The following is a 20616-nucleotide window of genomic DNA, read 5'->3' as shown; positions in this document are numbered from 1 at the left end:
CGGTCTTTTTATTTGTTAAAAATAAGGTGAAAAAAGGGGAGACTTACATGCGTTTTCTATTCGTGGGTGCAGGAGCTATTGGTGGTTATTTTGGAGGGCGTCTGGTTCAAAAAGGGGAAGATGTAACTTTTCTAGTCCGTTCTACTAAACAAAAGCAGTTAGAAGATGAGGGTCTGGCAATAAAAAGTGTGCATGGTGACTTTCAGACTCCCGTTCGGACGATTACATATGGGGAGAAGGCAGAGCCTTTTGACTGTATTATTATTGCAGTGAAGGCCTATCATTTGCCTCAGGTGATGATGGATCTTACCCCTTTCGTCGGTGAACAGACTATGATTCTCCCGCTCCTTAATGGGTATAAACATTTTGGTATTTTGCAGCAGCATTTTGGAGCAGAAAAGGTACTGGGTGGTCTTTGTTATATCGAGACAACGTTAGGTTCTAATGGAGCTATCATACAAAGTAGTTCTTTTCATAGTATTGTGTTTGGTGAATGGGCGGGTGGGGAGTCAGAACGAACGCAGAAACTTCTCAGTCATTTGGATAAAGCAGGTTTCACTGTGATACTAAGCTCTGATATTCAGCGCGAAGTGTGGCAGAAATATATATTCGTAGCTAGTTTAAGCGGGATTACAACTTTAATGGATAGCTCGGTTGGACCCATTTTAGCCTCATCTACAGCGCGTACTATTTATGAACAGCTTCTGAATGAGATCGTGAGTATAGCGCAAAGTGCAGGAATGCCTGTTGGAGCAGATATGGTGACTGCTACGATGCAAAAGATGGATTCGGTGCTACCCGAATTTACTTCCTCTATGCATAGGGATATGCTAAAACATCTGCCAGTGGAAGCTGAGCATCTGCATGGTGCACTTTTGGCGATGGCTGTATCTGGTCAAGTTGTGTATCCCATTCTCGAAACCGTATATGCCCGTTTGAAAGTATATGAAAGCGTTAATGATATGAGATGATCTGTATAAAATTACTTTAAGGAGCTGGACGATTATGAAGGAACTGAATCAAAAGATAATGACATTTCTAATGTTCGAAGGAAAGGCTGAAGAAGCTATGAATTTTTATACTTCTTTATTTGATCACTCCGAAATCATCAGTATTAAACGTTATGGGACAAATGAAGCAGGCCCTGAAGGGAGTGTCATGCAGGCTACTTTTTCATTACATGGACAAGTCTTTATGTGTATAGATAGCTACGTGAAGCATGGATTCACCTTTACTCCAGCGGTATCCTTATATGTGAATTGTGAAAGTGAAGCCGAAATTGACCGCGTCTATGCAGCATTATCCCAGGGTGGACAGGTGCTCATGCCACTAGGCGAATATCCATTCAGTTCGAAATTTGGCTGGGTAGCGGATCAATTTGGTGTGTCATGGCAATTAAATCTTTCGGGGAATGTGTAATCGATTGATGTGTTGCACGGTCAGATAATATTCTGTATCACAAGGGGCCGAGTTCGTCTGTAAAATGACGTACTCGGCCCCTTAGTGTTCAGGCAGCGGAAAGGTCTGAGGAATCTTCTGATTTTAAATTACGATTGCAGCCCACGTAAGACTAATGATGAAATTCTCTCGGCGACTTCTTGTTGATTTATAGTATTATTCCCTGTTACCCATTGATAGACACCTTCATGGATCATTTGTGCGATGATCGGTACATAAAAGCTTTTCCCGTGATCTGGGTAGATATCTCCTAAAGCGTTAGATAAGTGAACCTTCAGCTCATTTATAATCTTCTCTTTCAATTGAGGGACAACCATCCCTATATAACTGCTGCGGCATTGTATGTTTGGTTGCTGATAGAAATCGAATACCGATAATACGAGTTGAGTGATGCCTTCTTGATCGAATTTAATTTCACCTTCAGTATGTTTTACAATAGCAGCGGATGCCGAATCACCCATAATATAATCCAATAATTCATATTTATCATTAAAGTGCGCATAGAACGTGGCTCGATTAACTTTAGCTCCCTTTGTTATATCGACGATTGTTATTTTCTCAAAATCCTTCAGGGAAACTAACCGTAAAAAGGAGTCAATTAAAGACTGTTTAGTCTGTGTCAGCCGAATATTGTTTACTTTAGTAGCCATTACTTCACTCCTACCCAACAATTTAGCAATTTTGTTGCTATAGCAACATTTGCAGGTTGATTGTTGATTGATACATTAAATTAGTAGCTGTATATTAGCAATTAAAGCAACAGCTGTTACTTTAATATATCATAGAAAAGGAGTTCATCAAAAATGAGAAATATTGTTATCGTGGGTGCAGGGCCTGGGTTAGGATTGTCTCTAGCTAAAAAATTCGGAGTTAATGGATTTAGGGTGGCTGTCATTTCACGCAATCCCGAGAAATTATCAATGATCATTAGTGAACTTAAGAAACTTAATATTGAAGCACAATCTTTTGTAGCGGATGTGACAGATTTAGCAGCTCTAAAACAAGTCTTTCAAGCGATAATAAAAGAGTTTGGTTCAATCGATGTACTAGAGTTCAGTCCGTATGCAGGGTGGGATAAATTCACTCATGTGCTGGAAACTACACCTCAAAGTGTGTTGGAACAAATAAACAGTTACTTGCTGCCCGCCGTTCTTTCGGTTAATGAAGTATTACCCAATATGATCCATAGAGGATCAGGAGCCATTCTTTTTACCACTGGTATTTCTGCTATGTTCCCTTTGCCTTTTGTAGGAAATGGCGGCATTGTTATGTCTGGTATACGAAATTATGCTACTGCGTTACACAATGAGTTAATAGATAAAGGAGTATTTGTCGGCCATCTTTCCATAGGGACAATGATACAAGCAGGAACAGCTGGTGATCCTGATGTTATTGCAGAGACTTGGTATAGCTTATATGAAAAGCAAGATAACTTTGAGGAAGTATTCCCTCTAGGATTGGATCCGACCCATCTTCCAAATTAAAAAACTAAATCTTATTTGATTAGCAAGTCGCCTTAATGGCGGCTTTTTATCCTATTAGAAGACATATCTCTCATCAGAGTGAAGCAGAATTGAAGGTCAGATGTGAATGGATTTAATTACATTGCTGAACAACGGTTGTGCGTTCATTAGTAATCGTGACTTTGGAATGACCTGATAAATATTCGGTATAACCGCACACGGTTTGTTCTTTAGACTGTCCGTTAGAGTTGGTATATCGAAGATATATAGCACCTTCACCATTTAAACTCAATTTTGGTTTGAATTTTTTCTTTTGTCCTGCTTTTATTGGACTTGTATACAATTTCTTTGAATCCGCACGAATTAATCCTACTTCGATAGAGCTAATATCAACATCGGATTGATTATCTACGATGACTGAGAAGCTTTTAAACGGACTCAGAAGATTTGATATCGTCCCAACACCAAGAGCAACTCCACAAGTAATCAGAAATATCGTAATCCCTATAAAAAATCGTTTTCTCATCCTTCAGTCCCCCTATATAAGTAAGACAGGGGTTACTTAAAAAATGTTACAACAAGGAGAAGTTAGTTATAAAAATTCATTACCAAATCAAGCGTGGACTTGCATGTTATTATAAATATATTCCATATTAATGATTTGAAAAGGGGTTTTGTATTGACTACTATCCGTCATTTTGAACAAGGTGACATGCCATTACTTGGTGAACTTTATAACACAGTATCTTCAAAGGGGAATGTTGTTTTTTGGTGGGTTGGCACAGAGGAAAATTGGGAAAATGTATATTGCGCTTTCGAGGACGGTAAAATGGTGGCCAAAGGTCAAGTGAGCATCATCAATATTGTGCCACCTGGCCGTTCCAAGGATAGCAGACATTCGATCTACCTGAACTTAAAAACAATACCAGAACGTGAAGGCGATTATGATTTATTAGAAAAAGTTTATCAGTCACTCTTATTAAGAGCACTCGAATTAAAAGAAACGTTATCAAAGGATTACAAAACCACTCTATGTGTAGGGAACGATTCGGCAGAAGTCTTGAATACTCAATTTTTCGAAAAAGTGAAGGGCTTCTCTCATTATAATAGCTTATTTAAGATGAAGCACAATCTAAGTGATGGCTTGTCTGAACCCACTCTGGCTAAGGAACTTGAGTTCGCAACCTGGAATATGGAGACGCCTGAAGAAGACGAGCATTATTTGGAATTAGAAGCTGAGATTTGGCCGGAAACTCCGCTAGGGAAAGAACGGTTAGCTGAATTTAAACAAAATCCGCTCTGGACATCACTTGTTGTTCGAGAAGGGGAGAAGGTTGCGGGTAGCTTAATGGTCTGGCAGGAAGAGAAGGGTGGCTACATCGAAAATGTATTTGTACTTGAGCCATGGAGAAGATCCGGAATTGCTAAGTACATGCTTTTTCAAGCATTAAGCTATTTTAGAACCCACGGACTGGAAGAGGCATCTCTGATGGTGCTTACGGAAAATGATTCTGCATTACGGCTATATGAATCTGTCGGATTCATTCTAACGAATGAGGAAAGACGATATCGGATTGAACTATAAAAGTTTTTGAAAGTGAAGGATTACCAAGCAAAGTGCGATAGCTTTTTTGTCGAGCTTAGGTTCGAGGTTAAGGTCGCACTTTATTTGGTAACCCGTTCTGTGAATTATCTGCTAAATGCTTTCATACCTTTTGCTTCCCATCACATTTTTTACATACGTTAAGCTTTTCACCTGAAATGCCTTTCCCGAAGTACAACAGCTTAATACGTGTGCTTCCACAGATCGGACATGTTCCTCTGGCCCGGGATGGAATGCGCCAAAGTGCTTTGCCGCGTTTGTTTTTAGACATGATTTGCCCCCACCTTTACTCTTAATACTCCATCTTATGACCAAGAGGAACTTAAAGTTCGAAGAGCGAAAAGAATAGAAAATCGGATGAAAAAGGGGCAAAAAACACCCTCAAAAAACAGCGTATAACTTAAATTATACGCTGTTTTGATTTTAAGGCGTTTTTTTAGGGGGAATGGGGCACTTGGACGAGTAAAACAGGTGGATTTTAAAGGAATATTTTATAAATAACGGATGTCGATGTCTTTGAATCTTCCCGCTGACATTTTAGGCATTCTGAATTGCAGGGAACCTTGTTTATAAGTGCCTCTGCTCTGATCTGGAATGACGGGAACTGGCAACTGAATAATCTCGCTATGATCTTTTCCTAAACCTGTTAATTTAATTTGTGTGCGATTGATTTGTGCCCATATACTTTCGGGGTGAATTCCGTTTGGAATACGAATTTTGGTAATCAGGTGATTATGAGTGTCGATATGCTCAAAACTTAAACTTGTGGTTTCGTTCATAAATGAAGAGGAGGTCGCTGCAGTTGCTTCACGGATTACTTTTTCGACATACCCGTCAATTTGGTTAGGATCCAACTTCCACTGCTCTTCAAGAGCTTTCAAGGATAACTTTTTCTTAAAAAAGGGATCTTCATTCATCCAATCTAAAGGGTTCGTCTTATTGGGACTCATAGCTCTGCGCCTCCTACGGTTTTTATCCATTGTATGGGCGTTTGACTTATTCAGTGACATCTGGGCGAATATCTACATAGAATAGCTTATCATTCCGAAAGGAGGAGTGGTTTGGTGGTTTCAATCATCGGCAATATTAAAATCAATAGCGTAGGCCCCAGCTCCACAGTCTTAGTAGGAAATACGGCATCCGTTATCCTGAGCAGCAACTCTAAAATTTATGCCGGTGCCAACTCCTTCTCCATAGGTGACTCTATAGGTACGAATATAACGAATAATGCGGCCAGCAGTACAAATACGATGGATTCAGATGTGGTGGATCAAGTATCACCTCCTTAAGGGTGGGGTTTAAATGAACATTACGGTATATCAATGCATATCGATCTATAATCTAAAAATCGGCACTATCTCTAATTCCTCGGTACTTCAGATTGGTACATCGGGACGAATTAATACTTTGTCTCATAATTATGAGACCTCTGGAGCTCCATCATCGGCTCCAACGACTCCAGCGGAAAAAATGGCTTCACCCCTTGTATCCTTACCGCCAGCGGCGGAACTATATGCACATCTGAATTAGGCTCTTTGTCCCCGCATACAATAAACCATAGGAGGGGGTTGTATGCATCCGTATTACGCTCAGCAGGTTTTTAATACACTAAGATTGCAAGCGGAGAAGATTCAACAGTTAGAGAAGCAGCTTCGCGATTTGCAAGGCGATGTAGACAGCATAAAGAACAATAAATCTGCAAGTATAGGACCTATCAATTATCATTTTGAACAATTAAAAATCGAAAAGCTGGAAGGCACTTTAAATATAGGCATTACACCGAATGAGGGAAACAATCTGGATGAAGCGATGATCAACGGTAAACCTATAGGGGAGCGGGAGGATGGTACAACTGCCTTATCGGATCAGATTCGCCCACAGATTTTGAAGTATGTGCAAGAAGAGGTTCCCTCGCAATTTTCACGTTTAGAAAAAGAGAAGAATTTAAGCATTGATGAGCAATATATCCAAATGGTGACTCAGGATCTGCTGAATCAAATGGATGGACGGATTAACGAGTATGTAAACCAACTCCCTGCCACAGAAGAAGGGCGTGGATACACTGATGAGGAATGCGCTTCTATTGTAGAGCAAATCAAACGAGATATCGTTATGGCAGTAGAGCGGCATTTGGAAATAAATATAACCGGAAGGCGGGAGACGAATGAAGATAACGGTGATCAATAGAGATATTAGTGTCAATGCAGTGAAAGTCGTTTCGATCTCGGGTTCATCAGTATTTTTAGTAGGGGATACTCAATCCATTCATTGCTCCTCGGCGTTTGACAGCGTAATAGAATATACTCAGAGCGCGCCAGATCAAGTCAAAAAAGGCAGTTAACCTATGCACACCTCACGCATACAAGATGTTTATATCAACAATCTGTCCGACAGTTCTATTTTTATTTGTGGATCTGTAGACCGGGTTCAATCTAAATTCCTGGGAAGCAAGGAGAATTATCTTTTTAACATAAGGGAGATTAATAATCACCCGAAAGATACTACACTCATAGACATCCCTATCCCTGTATGGACTAAGCAAGGGAATGAAGCGGATGAATTTGTGATATTAAAGGATTCCGCAGAATCAATGATTAATATACAATATATAAAAATTCTGTCGATTGGGTCTGGCACGACCTTCCAGATTGGAAACAGCGGGTCAGTTCATCTGGAGAGTCGAACCAGTGAGTTTAAACGAGAAGTGGCTGCAAAAGATGAGGAGTAACAACAACTATTTTAATTCTTTTGGCAGGGAAATCGCGAATATATCATGCTCCGTCTGGATGTAGAGAATACCATTCGCACTAAATAGTGTGCCGTATTGTTGTGCTCCGGTCTTTACTTTGCCAAGCGCTTTGCCTGTTTCTGCATTTATGATATAGAAGTAGCCATTCTCATAGCCAGTGTAAATCCCCTTACCGATCAATTGAACACTAAGCGCTGGACTGTCCGGTCCGTTGAAGCTTATAATGCGATTATCGTTCATTTGAACGCCAGTGATCTGTGCACCCTTTTGGAAAAAAGCCATGTTATTTACTGGTCCAGCCACCCAATTTCCGTACTCCTGATAACTTTTGGGTTCACTCGTTGTTTCTTGACCTAAGGTAAAGCGGTATAGTGGATGACCACCCCATTGGTCTAAACCTCCATCGACTGTATATAGATACGAGCCTTGAAGTGATGTGAAATAATTACCGAGTCTACTGACATCTTCGAGCGGTTTATAGTTCTTATTGGTCTTCGCTTTTCCAGTTTTAACATCAACATGTACCAGGGTCAACTGATAGCCTTTAAGAGGCACATTAGAGGCATCATTTGCAGCATTGGCTTGTTCGCGGAGTAATAATTCACCATCCCGGTAAGCAACAAAGCTATAAAATCCCTGAATTCTCCATAACTTCTTGCCTGTAGCCGGATCGAGACCGAAAAACTGTGTGCGTCTATTATCAACGGTACTGGATACTACCAATACCCCGTTATAAAGACCGTCGATACTTCCTACATACATAGGGATGTCTTTATTCTCCCAGATCTTTTTACCAGTAACCGGATGATAAGCTGCAATTCCACCATGCTCGTTCCGGAAGTATATCACTCCGTTAACTAACTCCGCGAAAGCACCGATCTCGATCGGATCTTTGGCAGCCTTAACCTTCCAAAGCAATTTCCCCGTTTGAGCATTAACTTTTACAAGATAACCCTCATAAGTGATAAAGAAAACCGAGTTATTCGTTATAATCTCAGGATTTGTTCCGTTTTTGTAGGACCATTTAACTTTGCCTGTGGTGAGATCGGCGGCCTTTAGTGTCCCGCCTGATGAATAATAGAATAATTTATTTGCAATAGGAGCCTGTTGGCTATAAATTCCTTGACCATCTGCCTTGTCGTGCCATAAGGGTTTAATTGTGGTGATAGAGTCGACGGTTGTTGAAGAGGAGGCAGGAGTTGTTACTGCTGCTTGAGCACTAGACAAGTATATACCAGCTCCAGATACGAGCAAGGAGGAAGATATAACGGTCTTTAGGATAAACGGTACATATTTCACGATTTTAGCTCCTTATACATCATTTATAATATATTGACGCAGAGAATGGATATTTGTTTCTCAATTGTAAAAATACACTTGTTAACATAATAAATATTATGTTAACAATAAAAAGCGAATCAGTTTCGCACAAGAATTCTTGTGGTAACCAATTCGCCTAGTAAAGGAATATGTCAATAGTTGATTTGTTTAGAAACCTTCACGAAGCCATGTTGTCGCTAACTTGATAGCTCCTTTTTTAGCATGAGTCTCGGCTAAAGGATTCAGCATGACAAAATCATGAATGATGCCTTGAAAGCGGACAGCCGTAACATTCACGCCAGCTTCCCGCAATTTGGCGGCATAAGCTTCACCCTCATCCCGTAGCACATCTGCTTCACCAGTAATGACCAGTGCATCTGGTAAATCCCGTAGTTGTTCTAGGCTAGCCCGAAGAGGGGAGGCCGTGATTTGATTACGTTCCTCAGGGTCAGTAGTATATTGATCCCAGAACCATTTCATGCCGTCCCGCTGCAAGAAATAGCCTTTGGCGAACTCATGATAGGATTCAGTATCAAACGAGGCATCCGTTACCGGATAGAATAATAGTTGTTTCGCTATCTTCGGCCCACTCCGTTCTTTAGCCATTAGAGTAATAGCAGCGGCCATATTCCCACCAACACTGTCTCCGGCTATAGAAAGCTTGCTAGTATCTAATCCGTGCTCGCTTCCTTTTTCAGCTGTCCACTGGAGTACTGCATAGATTTCTTCAATAGCTGTAGGATATTTAGCTTCTGGAGAGAGGCTGTAATTAGGGAAAACAATTGCGGCCTCCGCTCCGACAGCTAGTTCACGGATCAGGCGATCATGGGTATGAGCATTCCCAAACACCCAGCCTGCGCCATGAATGTACAGGATAACAGGCAGCGACGCTGATGAGGAGCTTGGGGGACGAACGATTCTTATGGAAACATCACCGTTAGGTCCACCTGGCACCATTAGATCTTCAATATCAACTTCAGGTTTATATATCTCACTGGATTGTACGCTATCTACCGTTTCACGGCCCTTTTCTGGCCCAAGGTCAGGTAGAAAGGGAGGTTTCGCATTATCATCAGCAAATTTTTGAGCAGCTGGCTCAAGAATGATCTTAGTTTTGTTTGGCATGATTTATCGTCTCCTTTGACTGGTCATAGTCTAGTATACCCTCTTCATTCCATAACCATCTAAGCAGCTGCTGAAACGAATGCCAGTTTAGAAGTAGTTAGAGATTTGACGCTATTTGCACATTTATCGCCTATTGAGCACGGTTTCGGACACCAGTACAACTATTCCTTAGGGAGAGGTTCAAACGCAGTTAGAGCCTTACAACACCTTTTGTTGTTCCTCATGCATTTTAGGACCAATCTCTTCAGTGACACGCATCCTCTGTTTACGCTTATTACGGATAATCCAAACGAATACCAAAGTAATGAGTAGCGGATAGCCTATTGCCCAGCCCGTAAAAGGAAACACAGCAGCTGTTGCTAAAAAGGAAATCCAACTTATCGTCACACCTAAGCGACTTCCTTTGAGCAGACGTATTCCTGCAGCACAACCTCCGATATAAGTCAGGATAAAAGTAGCATTCGGAAACTGGATCAGAGTGGTGATGGAGAGGGACCCGCTGCCATATAGCGTCATCACCGATACAAAACAGAGCAGAAGAAAAGCTATGCCACCGATAGGGGTATGATACTGTTTGGATATTTTACCCATCCATTTCGGCGCAGAGCCTTGGCGGGATAAAGCATAAGCCACACGTGAGGCAGCTCCTGCATAGGCAATAATTGTGGCTGTACAGATGAACAGACCGGTAAGTCCGGCAATAAATCCTCCCCAGCGCCCAAGAGGCTGACTAATAATCCAGACGAGTGAAGTGCTTGATCCACCTTTGAGGTAGCTTTGTGTACCAACAGTTGCTAGTGCGGAGAGAAAATATAGAATCCCTACTATAATAGCGGCGATAGTTACTCCTTTAACGGCGGCACGCTGTGGGTCCTTGAACTCCTCAGATAGGTGTGAGACAGCCTCCCAGCCAATAAAACACCAGAATAAGATTGCAGCAGCCTGGCCAATGCTCATCCATCCATGTGGGATAAAGGGAGTGAAGTGTTCGACTTCCATACGGGGCAGTGCAGTAGCAAAGGAGAAGACCAGCACAGCAACAATCGCTATAACTACCGCTATTTGTACCTTTCCAGCTACCTGCATACCAATCCAGTTCGTAATCAGGCCAATGACCAACATAATAGCGGCAATAGTAATTCTTGCAGATTCGTCCCAGCCCATAGCGGCGGTCATATAACCAGCTCCAGTCAGTGCAGCAACAGGTGCGCCAATCGGAACGGACATCAGAAAGAACCAACCTACCAGTGAGCCAGCTTTTGGACCAAAAGCAAGCGTTACAAAATGGGACACGCCTCCAGCGTTAGGGAATTTAGCAGAGAGCAGACCCATTGATAAGGCCATCGGCAAAATCAGCAACGACATAAATCCCCACGCCAGTAATGAAGCGGGACCCGCCATTTCTGCAGCTAAACCAGGAACAATTAAGACCCCAGAACCCAACACAGCCCCGATGTAAAGGGCAATAGCCTGAGGCATGCCAATGTTTTTTTGTAAAGTGTTTGAACCGGATTCCTTCATGTTTTTTTATCCTGCTTTCCTTGTCTTTTGTTCTAGAGTAGCAGATAATAGATCCATTGGAAAAACAGAATTTTTGAATAGTATCCATTCGATATTCCGATGGTTCATTTTCATTTAGGGGGAAATTCATGGAGTCACGTCATCTTTTTACCTTTTTAGTGGTAGTGGAGACGGGCAGTTTTACTAGAGCAGCACAGAAGCTTGATTATGCACAGTCCAGTATTACTGCACAAATCCAAGCACTAGAGTCTGAAATTGGTCAGCCATTATTTGATCGGATCAGTAAAAAGATTATCCTAACCGACGCAGGGCGTCGGTTGCTCCCGTTCGCTCAGGAAATATCCAGAATGCACACTTTAGCAGAGGACGCGTTACGCTCGGATAGTGAGCTTACGGGTTCTTTACGGATTGGGGCTCCTGAATCTCTAGCTGCTTTTCGCTTACCAGGTATTATTAAGGAGTTTCGCGCTAAATATCCGAAGGTTCAAATTCTTCTGAAGCCTGGAGCTTGCTGGGAACTATCAGATTTTGTCCGTTCGGGTGAACTGGATTTAGCGTTCTTGTTGCAACCTGAGACGGAAGATAAAGATTTAAATATAGAAACATTAGTACATGAGCCGATGACGCTGATCGCAGCGCCAGATCATCCCTTATTAAACCTTGCTGAGGTAGAACCCCTTCATTTAAAAGGAGTGACCATACTTCATACTGAAACGGGCTGTTCCTACCGGACTTTATTTGAACGGCATTTGAACAGTTACGGTGTATTTCCTGACCCCACGTTAGAGTTTTGGAGCATCGAGGCGATAAAGCAATGTGTGATGGCTGATCTTGGCATTGCCTTTCTTCCATTAATTACTGTAAAAAATGAACTCTCCGAAGGAAAACTTGCCAGGTTGAATTGGAATGATGAATCACAGCGTGTGGCGACGCAGATCGCCTATCATCATAAGAAATGGAAATCGCCCGTACTGACGGAGTTCTTACTTGCGATACAAAAACATGCTGAGCAATGGAGAAGTCTAATATAGATCAACGTTAACAAGGAGGCTCTAAGGCATGAATGAGTGGTGTGAAGACTACGAAGAAGGGCTGGAGGCCTTTCTCATCTGGATGAAGGATGCCGGGTACACTCCCTATACGCAAAAATCCTATTTAGTAGATGTGAAACAATTTTTAGACAGCCTGAATGGTAAAAAGCTTGAGACGGTGAAGAAGCTGCATGTCATTTCTTTTTTGACCTCTGTCCGCGAACGTGGAGTGAGTGATGCGACCCGTAACCGGAAGCATGCTGCGATTAACTGTTTTTTCAAGGCATTGATCGAGCTGGAATTACTTCAGAACAACCCGGCAGCCGGGATTAAGAAATCCAAAACGGAGATCAATCGTGAGCCGGTCTACTTAGATGAAAGTGATCTGGGTCGGTTTTTATCTTCTATAGATGGTAAATACAAAAAGCGCAATTTAGCAGTTTTTTTGTTGATGTCCTATATGGGGCTTCGGGTGGGGGAAGTCCACACGCTGAATTTGAGTGATTATAATGTAGAAAGACATTCCCTCCGTGTGTTTGGGAAGGGGCGTAAATGGCGTAATGTGCCGGTTCCCGAGGATGTAGTGCCTTTTCTCGACTCTGCGTTAGCAGAAAGGTTAAATCCTTGGCGCAGTAAAGAGGAAGCGATGTTCATTTCACAAAAAGGACGCAGGTTGTCGATCCGCGGCATTCAGCAAATTGCAGCAGATACCTTTGATCGTTTCCAAAGGGATGTGCCAGCAGCACAGCGACGTCCGTATTCAAGTCATAAGCTCCGACATTCCTTTGCAACCATGCTGCTGAGAAAAGGGGCAGATCTGCGCACTGTACAGGAACTGCTTGGTCACTCCTCGATCCAGACTACAACCGTATACACACATATTACCAGTCGTGAGAAGGAAGAGGCTATGTCTAAATTGCAAATCCAGCTGTGATAGAAAAGAAAGAAACCTCCTTAGAAAATTGATAACAAAAAATAACTTGTTATTATAACGGTATTGATTTATTCTAACAGTTATTAAGAGTTTTTTATAGGAGGTCCTAATCGTGAAGGATGTATTTCTAAAAGGAATGACTTATGGCTGGGGATCAAAACGAGGCGAATACCGCACAGAATATGCAGAAGATTCGATGAGAAAGCTGGCGGAGACAGGAAGTGAATGGATCGCCTTATCTTTTTGGACATGGCAAGACACAGTGCATTCAACAGAAATTCATTATGATTACGGTTACACGGTGACAGATCGTGATCTCGCACATGCGGTACAACTGGCAAAACAGCTTGGTCTTAAAGTTTGTCTTAAACCGGTTGTGAATTCGAGGGATGGCATTTGGAGAGCTAGGATTGGATTTCCGGAAGAGGGAGAGATTTATTGGGCAGCATGGTTCCGTTCTTATACAAATTTCATTAAACACTATGCAGAGTTGGCGGAAGAGCTTGAATGTGAGATGTTCTGTATCGGCTGCGAAATGGTAGGCACAGAGTCTAGAACTGCGGAATGGAGACAATTGATTCAAGAGGTCACCAATCTTTATACAGGGCCGATCATTTATAATGCTAATCATGGCAAAGAAGAAGGAATCGAGTGGCTGGATGAGGTGGATTTTATCGGAACCAGCGCTTATTATCCGGTAGCTTCCGTGCCGGGAGATTCTTATGAGAATATGCTGGCAGGTTGGGAGCGGCAGAAACCGCGGCTTAAGTCACTTTCTGAGCGATTTGGCAAGCCTCTCGTATTCATCGAGATTGGATGCCGAAGTGCGCATGGATGTGCCACCATGCCATGGGACTTTACATACACAGACTTACCGTATTCAGAAGATGAACAAGCCAACTTCTATCGGTCAGCGCTGGAAGCATTCTGGAATGAACCTTGGTTTGCCGGTTACTTCTGGTGGGACTGGAGCACGAAATTATATGCCTTGGAAGAGGCTTCCATTGACCGTGGTTTTGATATTTATGGCAAAAAAGCCGAACAAGTTCTCAAAGAATATTACAAGCAACCTATCACTAAATAAATTGATAAAAAAGATCCGGAAATTCAGGTGAGCCTGGCCTGCTAAAGGATCTTTTTGTCATTGGCAGGCTAAGTTAATTCGTGTTATATTAAAAACCGTCCTTTTCATAGTGGAGGCAACGCTCCACATATAAAAAGGACGGTTTCTTGTGTCTTTTGTAGTCAAAAAGGGCTGTTTCCAGCCATATTGGCTTACAATTCTAGCTTAGCTATTTCTGCTTTTAGCTTCTCAGCGGATTTCTGGAATAAAGCCTGTTCGGTTTCATTGAGTGGGAGGTCCAGTACCTGTCGAACACCCGAGCGGTCTACTACGCAAGGTGCACCGAGATAGACATCCGAAACCCCGTTATAGTTGTTTAATAAAGTAGAAACATTCAACACGGCGCCTTCATTATGAAGAATGGAGACTACAATTCGGTCCAGTGCAAGAGCTATTGCATAAGAGGTTGAGCCTTTGGCATCAATAATTTCATAGGCTGCATTCTTGGTATCTTGGAAGATTTCTTCGCGTTCTGCTTCGTCAAAACCAAGATCAATCCCAGCTACATTCGCAAGACTCCAAACCGGAAGCTCTGAATCTCCATGTTCACCGATGATCTGTCCGTGAATACTGCGAGGATCGATTTCTTTGTGAAGACCGATCAAATAACGAAAACGAGCACTATCAAGTACCGTACCAGAACCAATTACACGTCTGCGGTCAAACCCACTTATTTTCAAAGTCGCGTAAGACAGAATATCTACAGGGTTAGTTGCAATAAGTAGAATGGCATGTTGGTTATACTTTGTAATTTTTTCAATGATATCTTTAAAAATCGAAATATTTTTACGAAGCAGATCTATCCGGGTTTCTCCCGGTTTTTGTGATGCACCGGCAGTGACTATAATGATATCTGCTTCACGGCAGTCTTCATAAGTACCAGCCCATAACTTCACACCACCGACAAAAGGCATGCCGTGATTCATATCCAGTGCTTCGCCAAGTGCTTTCTGATGATTAACGTCAATAAGTACGAGTTCGGGCATACGTCTACGTAACAATAATGTATAGGCTGTAGTTGTACCAACTGCTCCAGTACCGATAACTACGACCCGATTGGGTTTTGGGGGGGCCATGTCTCCATCTCCTTAATATTTCAAATTTTTGGTTTCAATCTTGTCCATCATAATCGTTAACGGTAGTGTTTTCAAGCTGATCTTATTTAATGCATTACCCTAATTAAGGCCATACTAAAATGTGATTTTTATTTCATTATCTTAGCAAGACTAGACAGGAGAGAATGTAAGGATGGATTTATTTCGTAAAAAGGCTCTACACATACCCACAAGTTCTGAGGGGACGCAGTTAAACAAGACGTTGGGTGCCCTGGATCTAACAATGCTTGGGGTAGGAGCCATTATCGGCACAGGTATTTTTGTAATGACAGGAGTTGCCGCAGCAGAACATGCAGGTCCTGGTCTTATAATTTCTTTTTTACTAGCGGCGTTTGCCTGTGTGCTCTCGGCATTATGTTATTCGGAATTTGCTTCGACCATTCCTGTTTCCGGGAGTGCTTATGCTTATAGTTATGTAGCCTTTGGAGAACTATTAGCTTGGATCTTAGGCTGGGATCTTGTCTTGGAATACGGAGTTGCCGCAGCGGCTGTAAGCAGCGGTTGGTCAGGGTATTTTCAGGGGTTATTAGAGGGCTTTGGGATACATCTTCCAACCGCACTATCGGGGGCTTATAATGCACAAGCGGGTACAATAATAAATCTGCCTGCAGTAATCATCATTTTGTTAATTTCCTATTTACTGACTCGGGGAACCAAAGAAACGGCACGCTTTAACGCAATCATGGTTTTTATCAAAATAGCAGTGGTGCTTCTATTTATCGTAACAGGATTTTTCTATGTGAAGCCAGAGAACTGGACTCCGTTTCTCCCTTTTGGGTACCATGGCGTGATCAATGGCGCGGCCACAGTGTTTTTTGCCTACATAGGTTTTGATGCGCTAGCAACCGCTGCTGAAGAGGTGAAAAGACCCCAACGCGATTTGCCGATTGGAATTATTTCATCCCTTGCTATCTGTACTGTCTTGTACGTTCTTGTCTCACTCGTATTAACGGGTATTGTTCCATATACTGATCTCAATGTTAGTGATCCTGTATCTTATGCGCTTCGCTTTGTAAATCAGGATATGATTGCCGGTCTGATCTCTGTTGGAGCCATTGCGGGAATGACTACGGTACTGCTCGTGATGTTATTCGGTCAAACTCGGCTGTTATTTGCCATCTCACGTGATGGCCTGCTGCCCATAAGTTTATCTAAGATTAATGCTAAAACACAGGTACCTGTACGAAGCACATGGATGGTAGGTATCTTAATAGCTGTGTTAACGGGTTTCATCCCACTGGACCGGTTGGCAAATCTGACAAGCATAGGAACATTGTTTGCCTTTTTTGTAGTGTCTTTAGGGGTAATCGCGCTTAGATATATTCATCCGGATTTAAAAAGAGGGTTCAGAGTTCCTTGGGTACCTTTCATTCCGCTGTTAAGTGCGGCAACTTGTGGTATTTTGATGTATAATCTAGGAAGTGAGACTTGGATTGGTTTTCTAATTTGGACAGTTGTTGGACTTCTAATCTATGCACTATATGGCTATCGTAATAGTAATTTGAATCATAAATAAGATTCAATCCATCCGAGAGGAGAGAGGTTATTGGCATCTAAGATTGCTGGATTGAAGGGAATAAGATTAATATTGATGCTGATTTTGTTAGCGTGGGTGGTCACGGCTTGTTCATCTCCTCCCCCGGAACCTACTCAGCAGCCCCAGCCGACAGAGGCACCTGAAGAAGGTCAGACGATAACCCTGATTACTCCAGACGCCAATCATATTGACAATGATAGCGCTCCGAAATATCAAATTCAGACTCGTCTTACAGATTTTCAGCTGCTTAGTGAAAGTGAGGGTCTGGCCTGGGGGGTTACCAAAAACGAACTCCGGTTGTACTTGACCCGGGATAACGGAGCAACTTGGGCTAATATTTCACCAGCACCAAATGTGCAGTTCCTCTCCAATCCTGTGTATGGGAAGGGGATTTTCTTCACGGATCCATCTCATGGTTGGATTATAAGAAGTGCTTTTGGCTCGACAGAAACGATTGTGCTGCGAACCACAGATGGTGGCCAAAGCTGGAAAATCTCATCTTTAGGAGATGTGAATACAGTATCCTCTGTATATTTCAACTCACCCAGAAAGGGTTGGCTGATGACCTCATGGAACGCTTCTTCCAATAAAGAGAACAAGGCACTTTTTTCAACGACAGACGGTGGGGCCACTTGGGAAGAAGTGATGCAGAATGAGCAATACAATCCGAATTTCCCAAATGATTCGATACCGTTTGCCGGGGTCACCACTGGAATGATTTTTCGCAATAGTACACATGGATTTGTGACACTACAGACAGGTGCTCTTCCCAAAATCTTTATGACAAAAGATGGCGGTAAGAGCTGGAGCCTCGGGCCAGCTTTTCTAGTTAACGAACGTTTAGAAGATTGTGACCGAGTAATTACTGGCAAACCGGAGTTCTTCGATGCTACTAAGTCTACTGGTTGGATGTCTGTTGGCTGTCAAAAGGATAAAGAAAAAACGATCACTTACCATGGATATTTTACAGCTAACGGCGGTGCTAATTGGAAATTCGCTTCCTTTGGATTGAACGCACAAGCTGGTGTTAATCGTCTAATTGCTCCGACTTTTTTGAATTCACAGATCGGTTGGACCATACTCGGCGACACCCTTTACCATACGATTGATCAAGGAGCGACCTGGTTACCGCTTAAAGAGAGCAGTGTACTGCGATCTAAGCTTTTGGAATATCCGGAGATTGTAAAGCTGCAGTTTTTTTCCACTGAGGTGGGGTGGCTTTTGATTGAGAAAAAAGAGGACAAGCGCTCGATACTGTTACAGACTACGAATGGTGGTATCAGCTGGCGTGTAATGTAATAAGGAATAAGAACCTGCCTGATGGTAGGTTCTTTTGTTGTTAGCAGAGTGGGGGTTTATTGTTGTTTGTGAATGATTGAATATAAGGAAAAAACTTATTTAAAATTTTCTTTATAAATGTGAAAAAAATCACATGACATTTAAAGAATCCTGTGATATATTTAACACATAGAAAACAAGTTCAAATTTTCACAAACTCAGACATCGAATAGGAGAGATTACAATGAAAACATTCGAAACAGATTATATGACAAGAAACCTTTTGCAACTTTGCTACAACTGTGATGACGCTCATCTTTGTGAAACTGAAGAACAATGCAGAGCTTGCTGGGCTGAGAATGGAATGTTAGACGATCAGACGGACGAAACTAAGAAATTGCTAGACCTAGTTCATGCTTAATTTAATAACTGAAAACTCTGTATAGAGACCACTCGAATTCTTGATTTCTAAGAAAACGAAGTGGTCTTTTTTGCATCTAGTCTCACTTATTTAATGCTTTCTGGACTAGATGAGGCATATACATGTACAGAAGTACTCAGAACGCAGCAATTAGGCTGAATTACAAGAGGAAGAAGGGGGAAACTGTCATGGGAATGGGCCCGGATCTTTCATGGATGTTTGATTTTGCCGGAACGGTGATGCCGATCTTTATCGTTGTTATGATTGGTATTCTTGCTATATCAGCAGGCAGGGGCTTGCTTCAATGGGGCAGGAACAATGGCTCCCCCATACTAACAATCCCTGCGCATATCGTTAGCAAACGGACTGAAGTACGACAGCAGCAGCTTCAGGAAGAGAATGGCTCAACTCGTACTAGTACAACTTACTATTTAACGTACGAGCTGGAGGGCGGTAGTCGCATGGAATTTAAAGTAGATGGCCATGAATATGGCTTGAGTGCAGAAGGCGATAGAGGAATGCTTACTTATCAAGGAACCAGATATCATGGATTCCAACGACAGCCACAATACTCAACTGCGGAGTAGTCATTTGTATTAAATCAAAACAGCGATCCTCATGCTCATGGGGATCGCTGTTTTCGTTTTAGTTATGTACCATTCAAGCTCATTGATTCTGTAGCTCTCAAAGCTCACTGATACCGTAGCTCTCAAAGCTCACTGTAGGTGCGATCATCTATTAAGTGTCAGATCTTCATTACCCTCTCACCTTGCGGACCCAGATGACGTTATTTGCAAATTCACAGTCTTTTGAGCCTAGTTTCGGACTCCAATGCAGCTATTCATTAGAAAGAGGCTTATAATCGGTGCTTTGCGGGCCAATAGGGGCTTTCGGGTCCGTTAGAATCCGAAAAGTGGATTAATATCGCGAATAAGGTCAGCTGTGTCCGATAGCGCCTTCTGAGCGGGTGCTGACGTTGACGCAGTTGCTAACAAGGAAATTGATCTAACGTGGACATTGTTGCTAACACCGAGCCCGATTCCAGCACCGTTCGACGCTACCACCGACGTCGACTCTGATGCTAAAGCTGTCGTTAACAAGAACATCGATGCTGACGTTGATAATTGTTGCTAACATCGACACCGATTCGACGCTAACATCGACGTCGACTCTGATGCTGCCACCGACCCCGACACCGACGCTGTAGCGCAAATGTAATTGGACATACGCAGCTTAGAGTGTAGATAATGGGGATTTGCTGAGTGGTTAAAAGGAAAGATCCCTACTCTAAAAAATAGGCGGGAACTGTCACCTCTTAGGCGAATGCACATACTATACAGCATGCAGTTAAGAACGAGGTTGCTACAAGAAGTGACCCCAAGGAGGAGACAGCGTGGCCGTCATCAAAACGAACTCGGAAGATGTGAAGGTGCTGGCGCGGTTGATGAGAGCGGAAGCTGAGGAAGATGGAGATCTCGGCATGCTCATGGTCGGCAATGTTGGCGTCAACCGGATTCTTGGCAATTGCTTGGACTTTAATAACATTCGAAATGTGAATGATATGGTCTATCAAAGTCCTGGAGGTTTCGAAGCGCCGCAGAAGGGATACTTCTACCAGCGAGCCAGAGAAGCAGATATCCGTCTAGCCAAACGTGTAATTGCTGGTGAAAGAACCTGGCCAGCTACCAATGCTTTGTGGTTCTTCAGACCCGCAGGTGATTGTCCTGCAACCTGGTATAACCAACAAAACACAGGCCGCTTTAAAGCCCATTGCTTCTTTACTCCGACCGGAGAAGATTGCCCGACTGTATTTATCGGCAATTAGGATGGTAACTGTGCAAAGAGAATTACTCAATAAAATGAGTAATTCTCACAGAAAGTTAGTGTGATTTCAATTGTGTCCAAATGTAAGTTTCATTAGTGTCCAAAGGAGCTTAT

The 20616-nt window shown here is 42.5% G+C and carries 24 protein-coding genes; 16 read left to right on the top strand and 8 right to left on the bottom strand.

What is annotated here, in order from left to right; all coding sequences use genetic code 11:
• Positions 1-47: 47 nt before the first annotated feature.
• Together MHH50_RS16690 and MHH50_RS16685 are read left to right on the top strand one after the other, a co-directional pair.
• Entirely contained in the window at positions 48-971 is a 924-nt protein-coding gene (locus MHH50_RS16690; protein WP_076308318.1) for a ketopantoate reductase family protein, read from the top strand.
• 34 nt (positions 972-1005) lie between these two features.
• On the top strand, positions 1006-1419 hold the full coding sequence (locus MHH50_RS16685; protein WP_076126726.1) for a VOC family protein: 414 nt from the start codon (positions 1006-1008) through the stop codon (positions 1417-1419).
• A 128-nt stretch (positions 1420-1547) separates the two neighbouring features.
• Here MHH50_RS16685 and MHH50_RS16680 read toward each other — a convergent pair whose 3' ends face one another.
• Positions 1548-2108 carry a TetR/AcrR family transcriptional regulator gene (locus MHH50_RS16680; protein ID WP_076302580.1) on the bottom strand — a complete coding sequence of 187 codons (561 nt, stop codon included), beginning with the start codon at positions 2106-2108 and terminating at the stop codon, positions 1548-1550.
• 153 nt (positions 2109-2261) lie between these two features.
• On the opposite strand from MHH50_RS16680, the gene MHH50_RS16675 reads away from it, so the two are divergent.
• Positions 2262-2942 carry an SDR family NAD(P)-dependent oxidoreductase gene (locus tag MHH50_RS16675; RefSeq protein WP_076184391.1) on the top strand — a complete coding sequence of 227 codons (681 nt, stop codon included), beginning with the start codon at positions 2262-2264 and terminating at the stop codon, positions 2940-2942.
• Positions 2943-3054: 112 nt separating this feature from the next.
• Here the strand turns inward: MHH50_RS16675 and MHH50_RS16670 are convergent, their stop codons facing one another.
• Entirely contained in the window at positions 3055-3447 is a 393-nt protein-coding gene (locus MHH50_RS16670; RefSeq protein ID WP_076184390.1) for a hypothetical protein, read from the bottom strand.
• A 186-nt stretch (positions 3448-3633) separates the two neighbouring features.
• Between MHH50_RS16670 and MHH50_RS16665 the strand changes: the two genes are divergently transcribed.
• Positions 3634-4506 (top strand): GNAT family N-acetyltransferase, encoded by an 873-nt coding sequence (locus tag MHH50_RS16665; RefSeq protein ID WP_081388298.1) that lies wholly within the window; start codon positions 3634-3636, stop codon positions 4504-4506.
• A gap of 121 nt (positions 4507-4627) precedes the next feature.
• On the opposite strand, the gene MHH50_RS16660 is transcribed toward MHH50_RS16665, so the two are convergent.
• Positions 4628-4795 carry a hypothetical protein gene (locus tag MHH50_RS16660; protein ID WP_175618918.1) on the bottom strand — a complete coding sequence of 56 codons (168 nt, stop codon included), beginning with the start codon at positions 4793-4795 and terminating at the stop codon, positions 4628-4630.
• Between the two features lie 220 nt (positions 4796-5015).
• Positions 5016-5474, bottom strand: a complete 459-nt coding sequence (locus tag MHH50_RS16655; protein WP_076126722.1) for an Hsp20/alpha crystallin family protein — start codon at positions 5472-5474, stop codon at positions 5016-5018.
• 114 nt (positions 5475-5588) lie between these two features.
• On the opposite strand from MHH50_RS16655, the gene MHH50_RS16650 reads away from it, so the two are divergent.
• The 4 genes from MHH50_RS16650 to MHH50_RS16635 all read left to right on the top strand — a co-directional run bounded on the left by MHH50_RS16650 (position 5589) and on the right by MHH50_RS16635 (position 7252).
• Positions 5589-5813 carry a spore germination protein gene (locus MHH50_RS16650; protein ID WP_036687577.1) on the top strand — a complete coding sequence of 75 codons (225 nt, stop codon included), beginning with the start codon at positions 5589-5591 and terminating at the stop codon, positions 5811-5813.
• A 13-nt stretch (positions 5814-5826) separates the two neighbouring features.
• On the top strand, positions 5827-6054 hold the full coding sequence (locus MHH50_RS16645; protein WP_076277016.1) for a spore germination protein GerPB: 228 nt from the start codon (positions 5827-5829) through the stop codon (positions 6052-6054).
• Positions 6055-6096: 42 nt separating this feature from the next.
• Positions 6097-6711, top strand: coding sequence for a spore germination protein GerPC (gene gerPC / locus MHH50_RS16640; RefSeq protein WP_076126719.1), 615 nt, complete (start codon positions 6097-6099; stop codon positions 6709-6711).
• 157 nt (positions 6712-6868) lie between these two features.
• Positions 6869-7252 carry a hypothetical protein gene (locus MHH50_RS16635; RefSeq protein WP_076126717.1) on the top strand — a complete coding sequence of 128 codons (384 nt, stop codon included), beginning with the start codon at positions 6869-6871 and terminating at the stop codon, positions 7250-7252.
• A gap of 6 nt (positions 7253-7258) precedes the next feature.
• Here MHH50_RS16635 and MHH50_RS16630 read toward each other — a convergent pair whose 3' ends face one another.
• The 3 genes from MHH50_RS16630 to MHH50_RS16620 form a co-directional block, all read right to left on the bottom strand.
• A complete protein-coding gene (locus tag MHH50_RS16630; RefSeq protein ID WP_340033150.1) occupies positions 7259-8572 on the bottom strand; it encodes a PQQ-binding-like beta-propeller repeat protein in 1314 nt (437 codons plus the stop codon).
• Between the two features lie 189 nt (positions 8573-8761).
• Positions 8762-9718: an alpha/beta hydrolase gene (locus MHH50_RS16625; RefSeq protein WP_076277014.1), complete on the bottom strand. Its 957-nt coding sequence runs from the start codon at positions 9716-9718 to the stop codon at positions 8762-8764.
• Positions 9719-9916: 198 nt separating this feature from the next.
• Complete coding sequence (locus MHH50_RS16620) at positions 9917-11239, bottom strand: amino acid permease (protein ID WP_076217746.1); 1323 nt, start codon at positions 11237-11239, stop codon at positions 9917-9919.
• A gap of 128 nt (positions 11240-11367) precedes the next feature.
• Here MHH50_RS16620 and MHH50_RS16615 point away from each other — a divergent pair, with 128 nt between their 5' ends.
• The 3 genes from MHH50_RS16615 to MHH50_RS16605 all read left to right on the top strand — a co-directional run bounded on the left by MHH50_RS16615 (position 11368) and on the right by MHH50_RS16605 (position 14288).
• Entirely contained in the window at positions 11368-12270 is a 903-nt protein-coding gene (locus MHH50_RS16615; protein ID WP_076133707.1) for a LysR family transcriptional regulator, read from the top strand.
• 28 nt (positions 12271-12298) lie between these two features.
• Positions 12299-13204, top strand: a complete 906-nt coding sequence (locus MHH50_RS16610) for a tyrosine-type recombinase/integrase (protein WP_312149448.1) — start codon at positions 12299-12301, stop codon at positions 13202-13204.
• Positions 13205-13316: 112 nt separating this feature from the next.
• On the top strand, positions 13317-14288 hold the full coding sequence (locus tag MHH50_RS16605; protein WP_254848918.1) for a glycosyl hydrolase family 53: 972 nt from the start codon (positions 13317-13319) through the stop codon (positions 14286-14288).
• A gap of 191 nt (positions 14289-14479) precedes the next feature.
• Here the strand turns inward: MHH50_RS16605 and MHH50_RS16600 are convergent, their stop codons facing one another.
• A complete protein-coding gene (locus tag MHH50_RS16600; RefSeq protein WP_036687562.1) occupies positions 14480-15403 on the bottom strand; it encodes an L-lactate dehydrogenase in 924 nt (307 codons plus the stop codon).
• A gap of 172 nt (positions 15404-15575) precedes the next feature.
• Between MHH50_RS16600 and MHH50_RS16595 the strand changes: the two genes are divergently transcribed.
• The 5 genes from MHH50_RS16595 to MHH50_RS16575 all read left to right on the top strand — a co-directional run bounded on the left by MHH50_RS16595 (position 15576) and on the right by MHH50_RS16575 (position 20503).
• Positions 15576-16958 carry an amino acid permease gene (locus MHH50_RS16595; RefSeq protein WP_076302576.1) on the top strand — a complete coding sequence of 461 codons (1383 nt, stop codon included), beginning with the start codon at positions 15576-15578 and terminating at the stop codon, positions 16956-16958.
• 30 nt (positions 16959-16988) lie between these two features.
• Positions 16989-18278: a hypothetical protein gene (locus MHH50_RS16590; protein WP_081386226.1), complete on the top strand. Its 1290-nt coding sequence runs from the start codon at positions 16989-16991 to the stop codon at positions 18276-18278.
• Positions 18279-18501: 223 nt separating this feature from the next.
• Entirely contained in the window at positions 18502-18678 is a 177-nt protein-coding gene (locus tag MHH50_RS16585) for a hypothetical protein (protein ID WP_169744776.1), read from the top strand.
• Between the two features lie 194 nt (positions 18679-18872).
• Entirely contained in the window at positions 18873-19265 is a 393-nt protein-coding gene (locus tag MHH50_RS16580; protein ID WP_036687780.1) for a DUF2500 domain-containing protein, read from the top strand.
• Between the two features lie 806 nt (positions 19266-20071).
• Positions 20072-20503, top strand: a complete 432-nt coding sequence (locus MHH50_RS16575) for a cell wall hydrolase (protein ID WP_076126705.1) — start codon at positions 20072-20074, stop codon at positions 20501-20503.
• Positions 20504-20616: the final 113 nt, after the last annotated feature.

Origin of the sequence: Paenibacillus sp. FSL H3-0302 (assembly GCF_037982245.1) — a bacterium.
In the GTDB taxonomy this organism is placed as follows: domain Bacteria; phylum Bacillota; class Bacilli; order Paenibacillales; family Paenibacillaceae; genus Paenibacillus_AQ; species Paenibacillus_AQ odorifer.
This window is presented reverse-complemented; position numbering and strand designations above follow the sequence as displayed.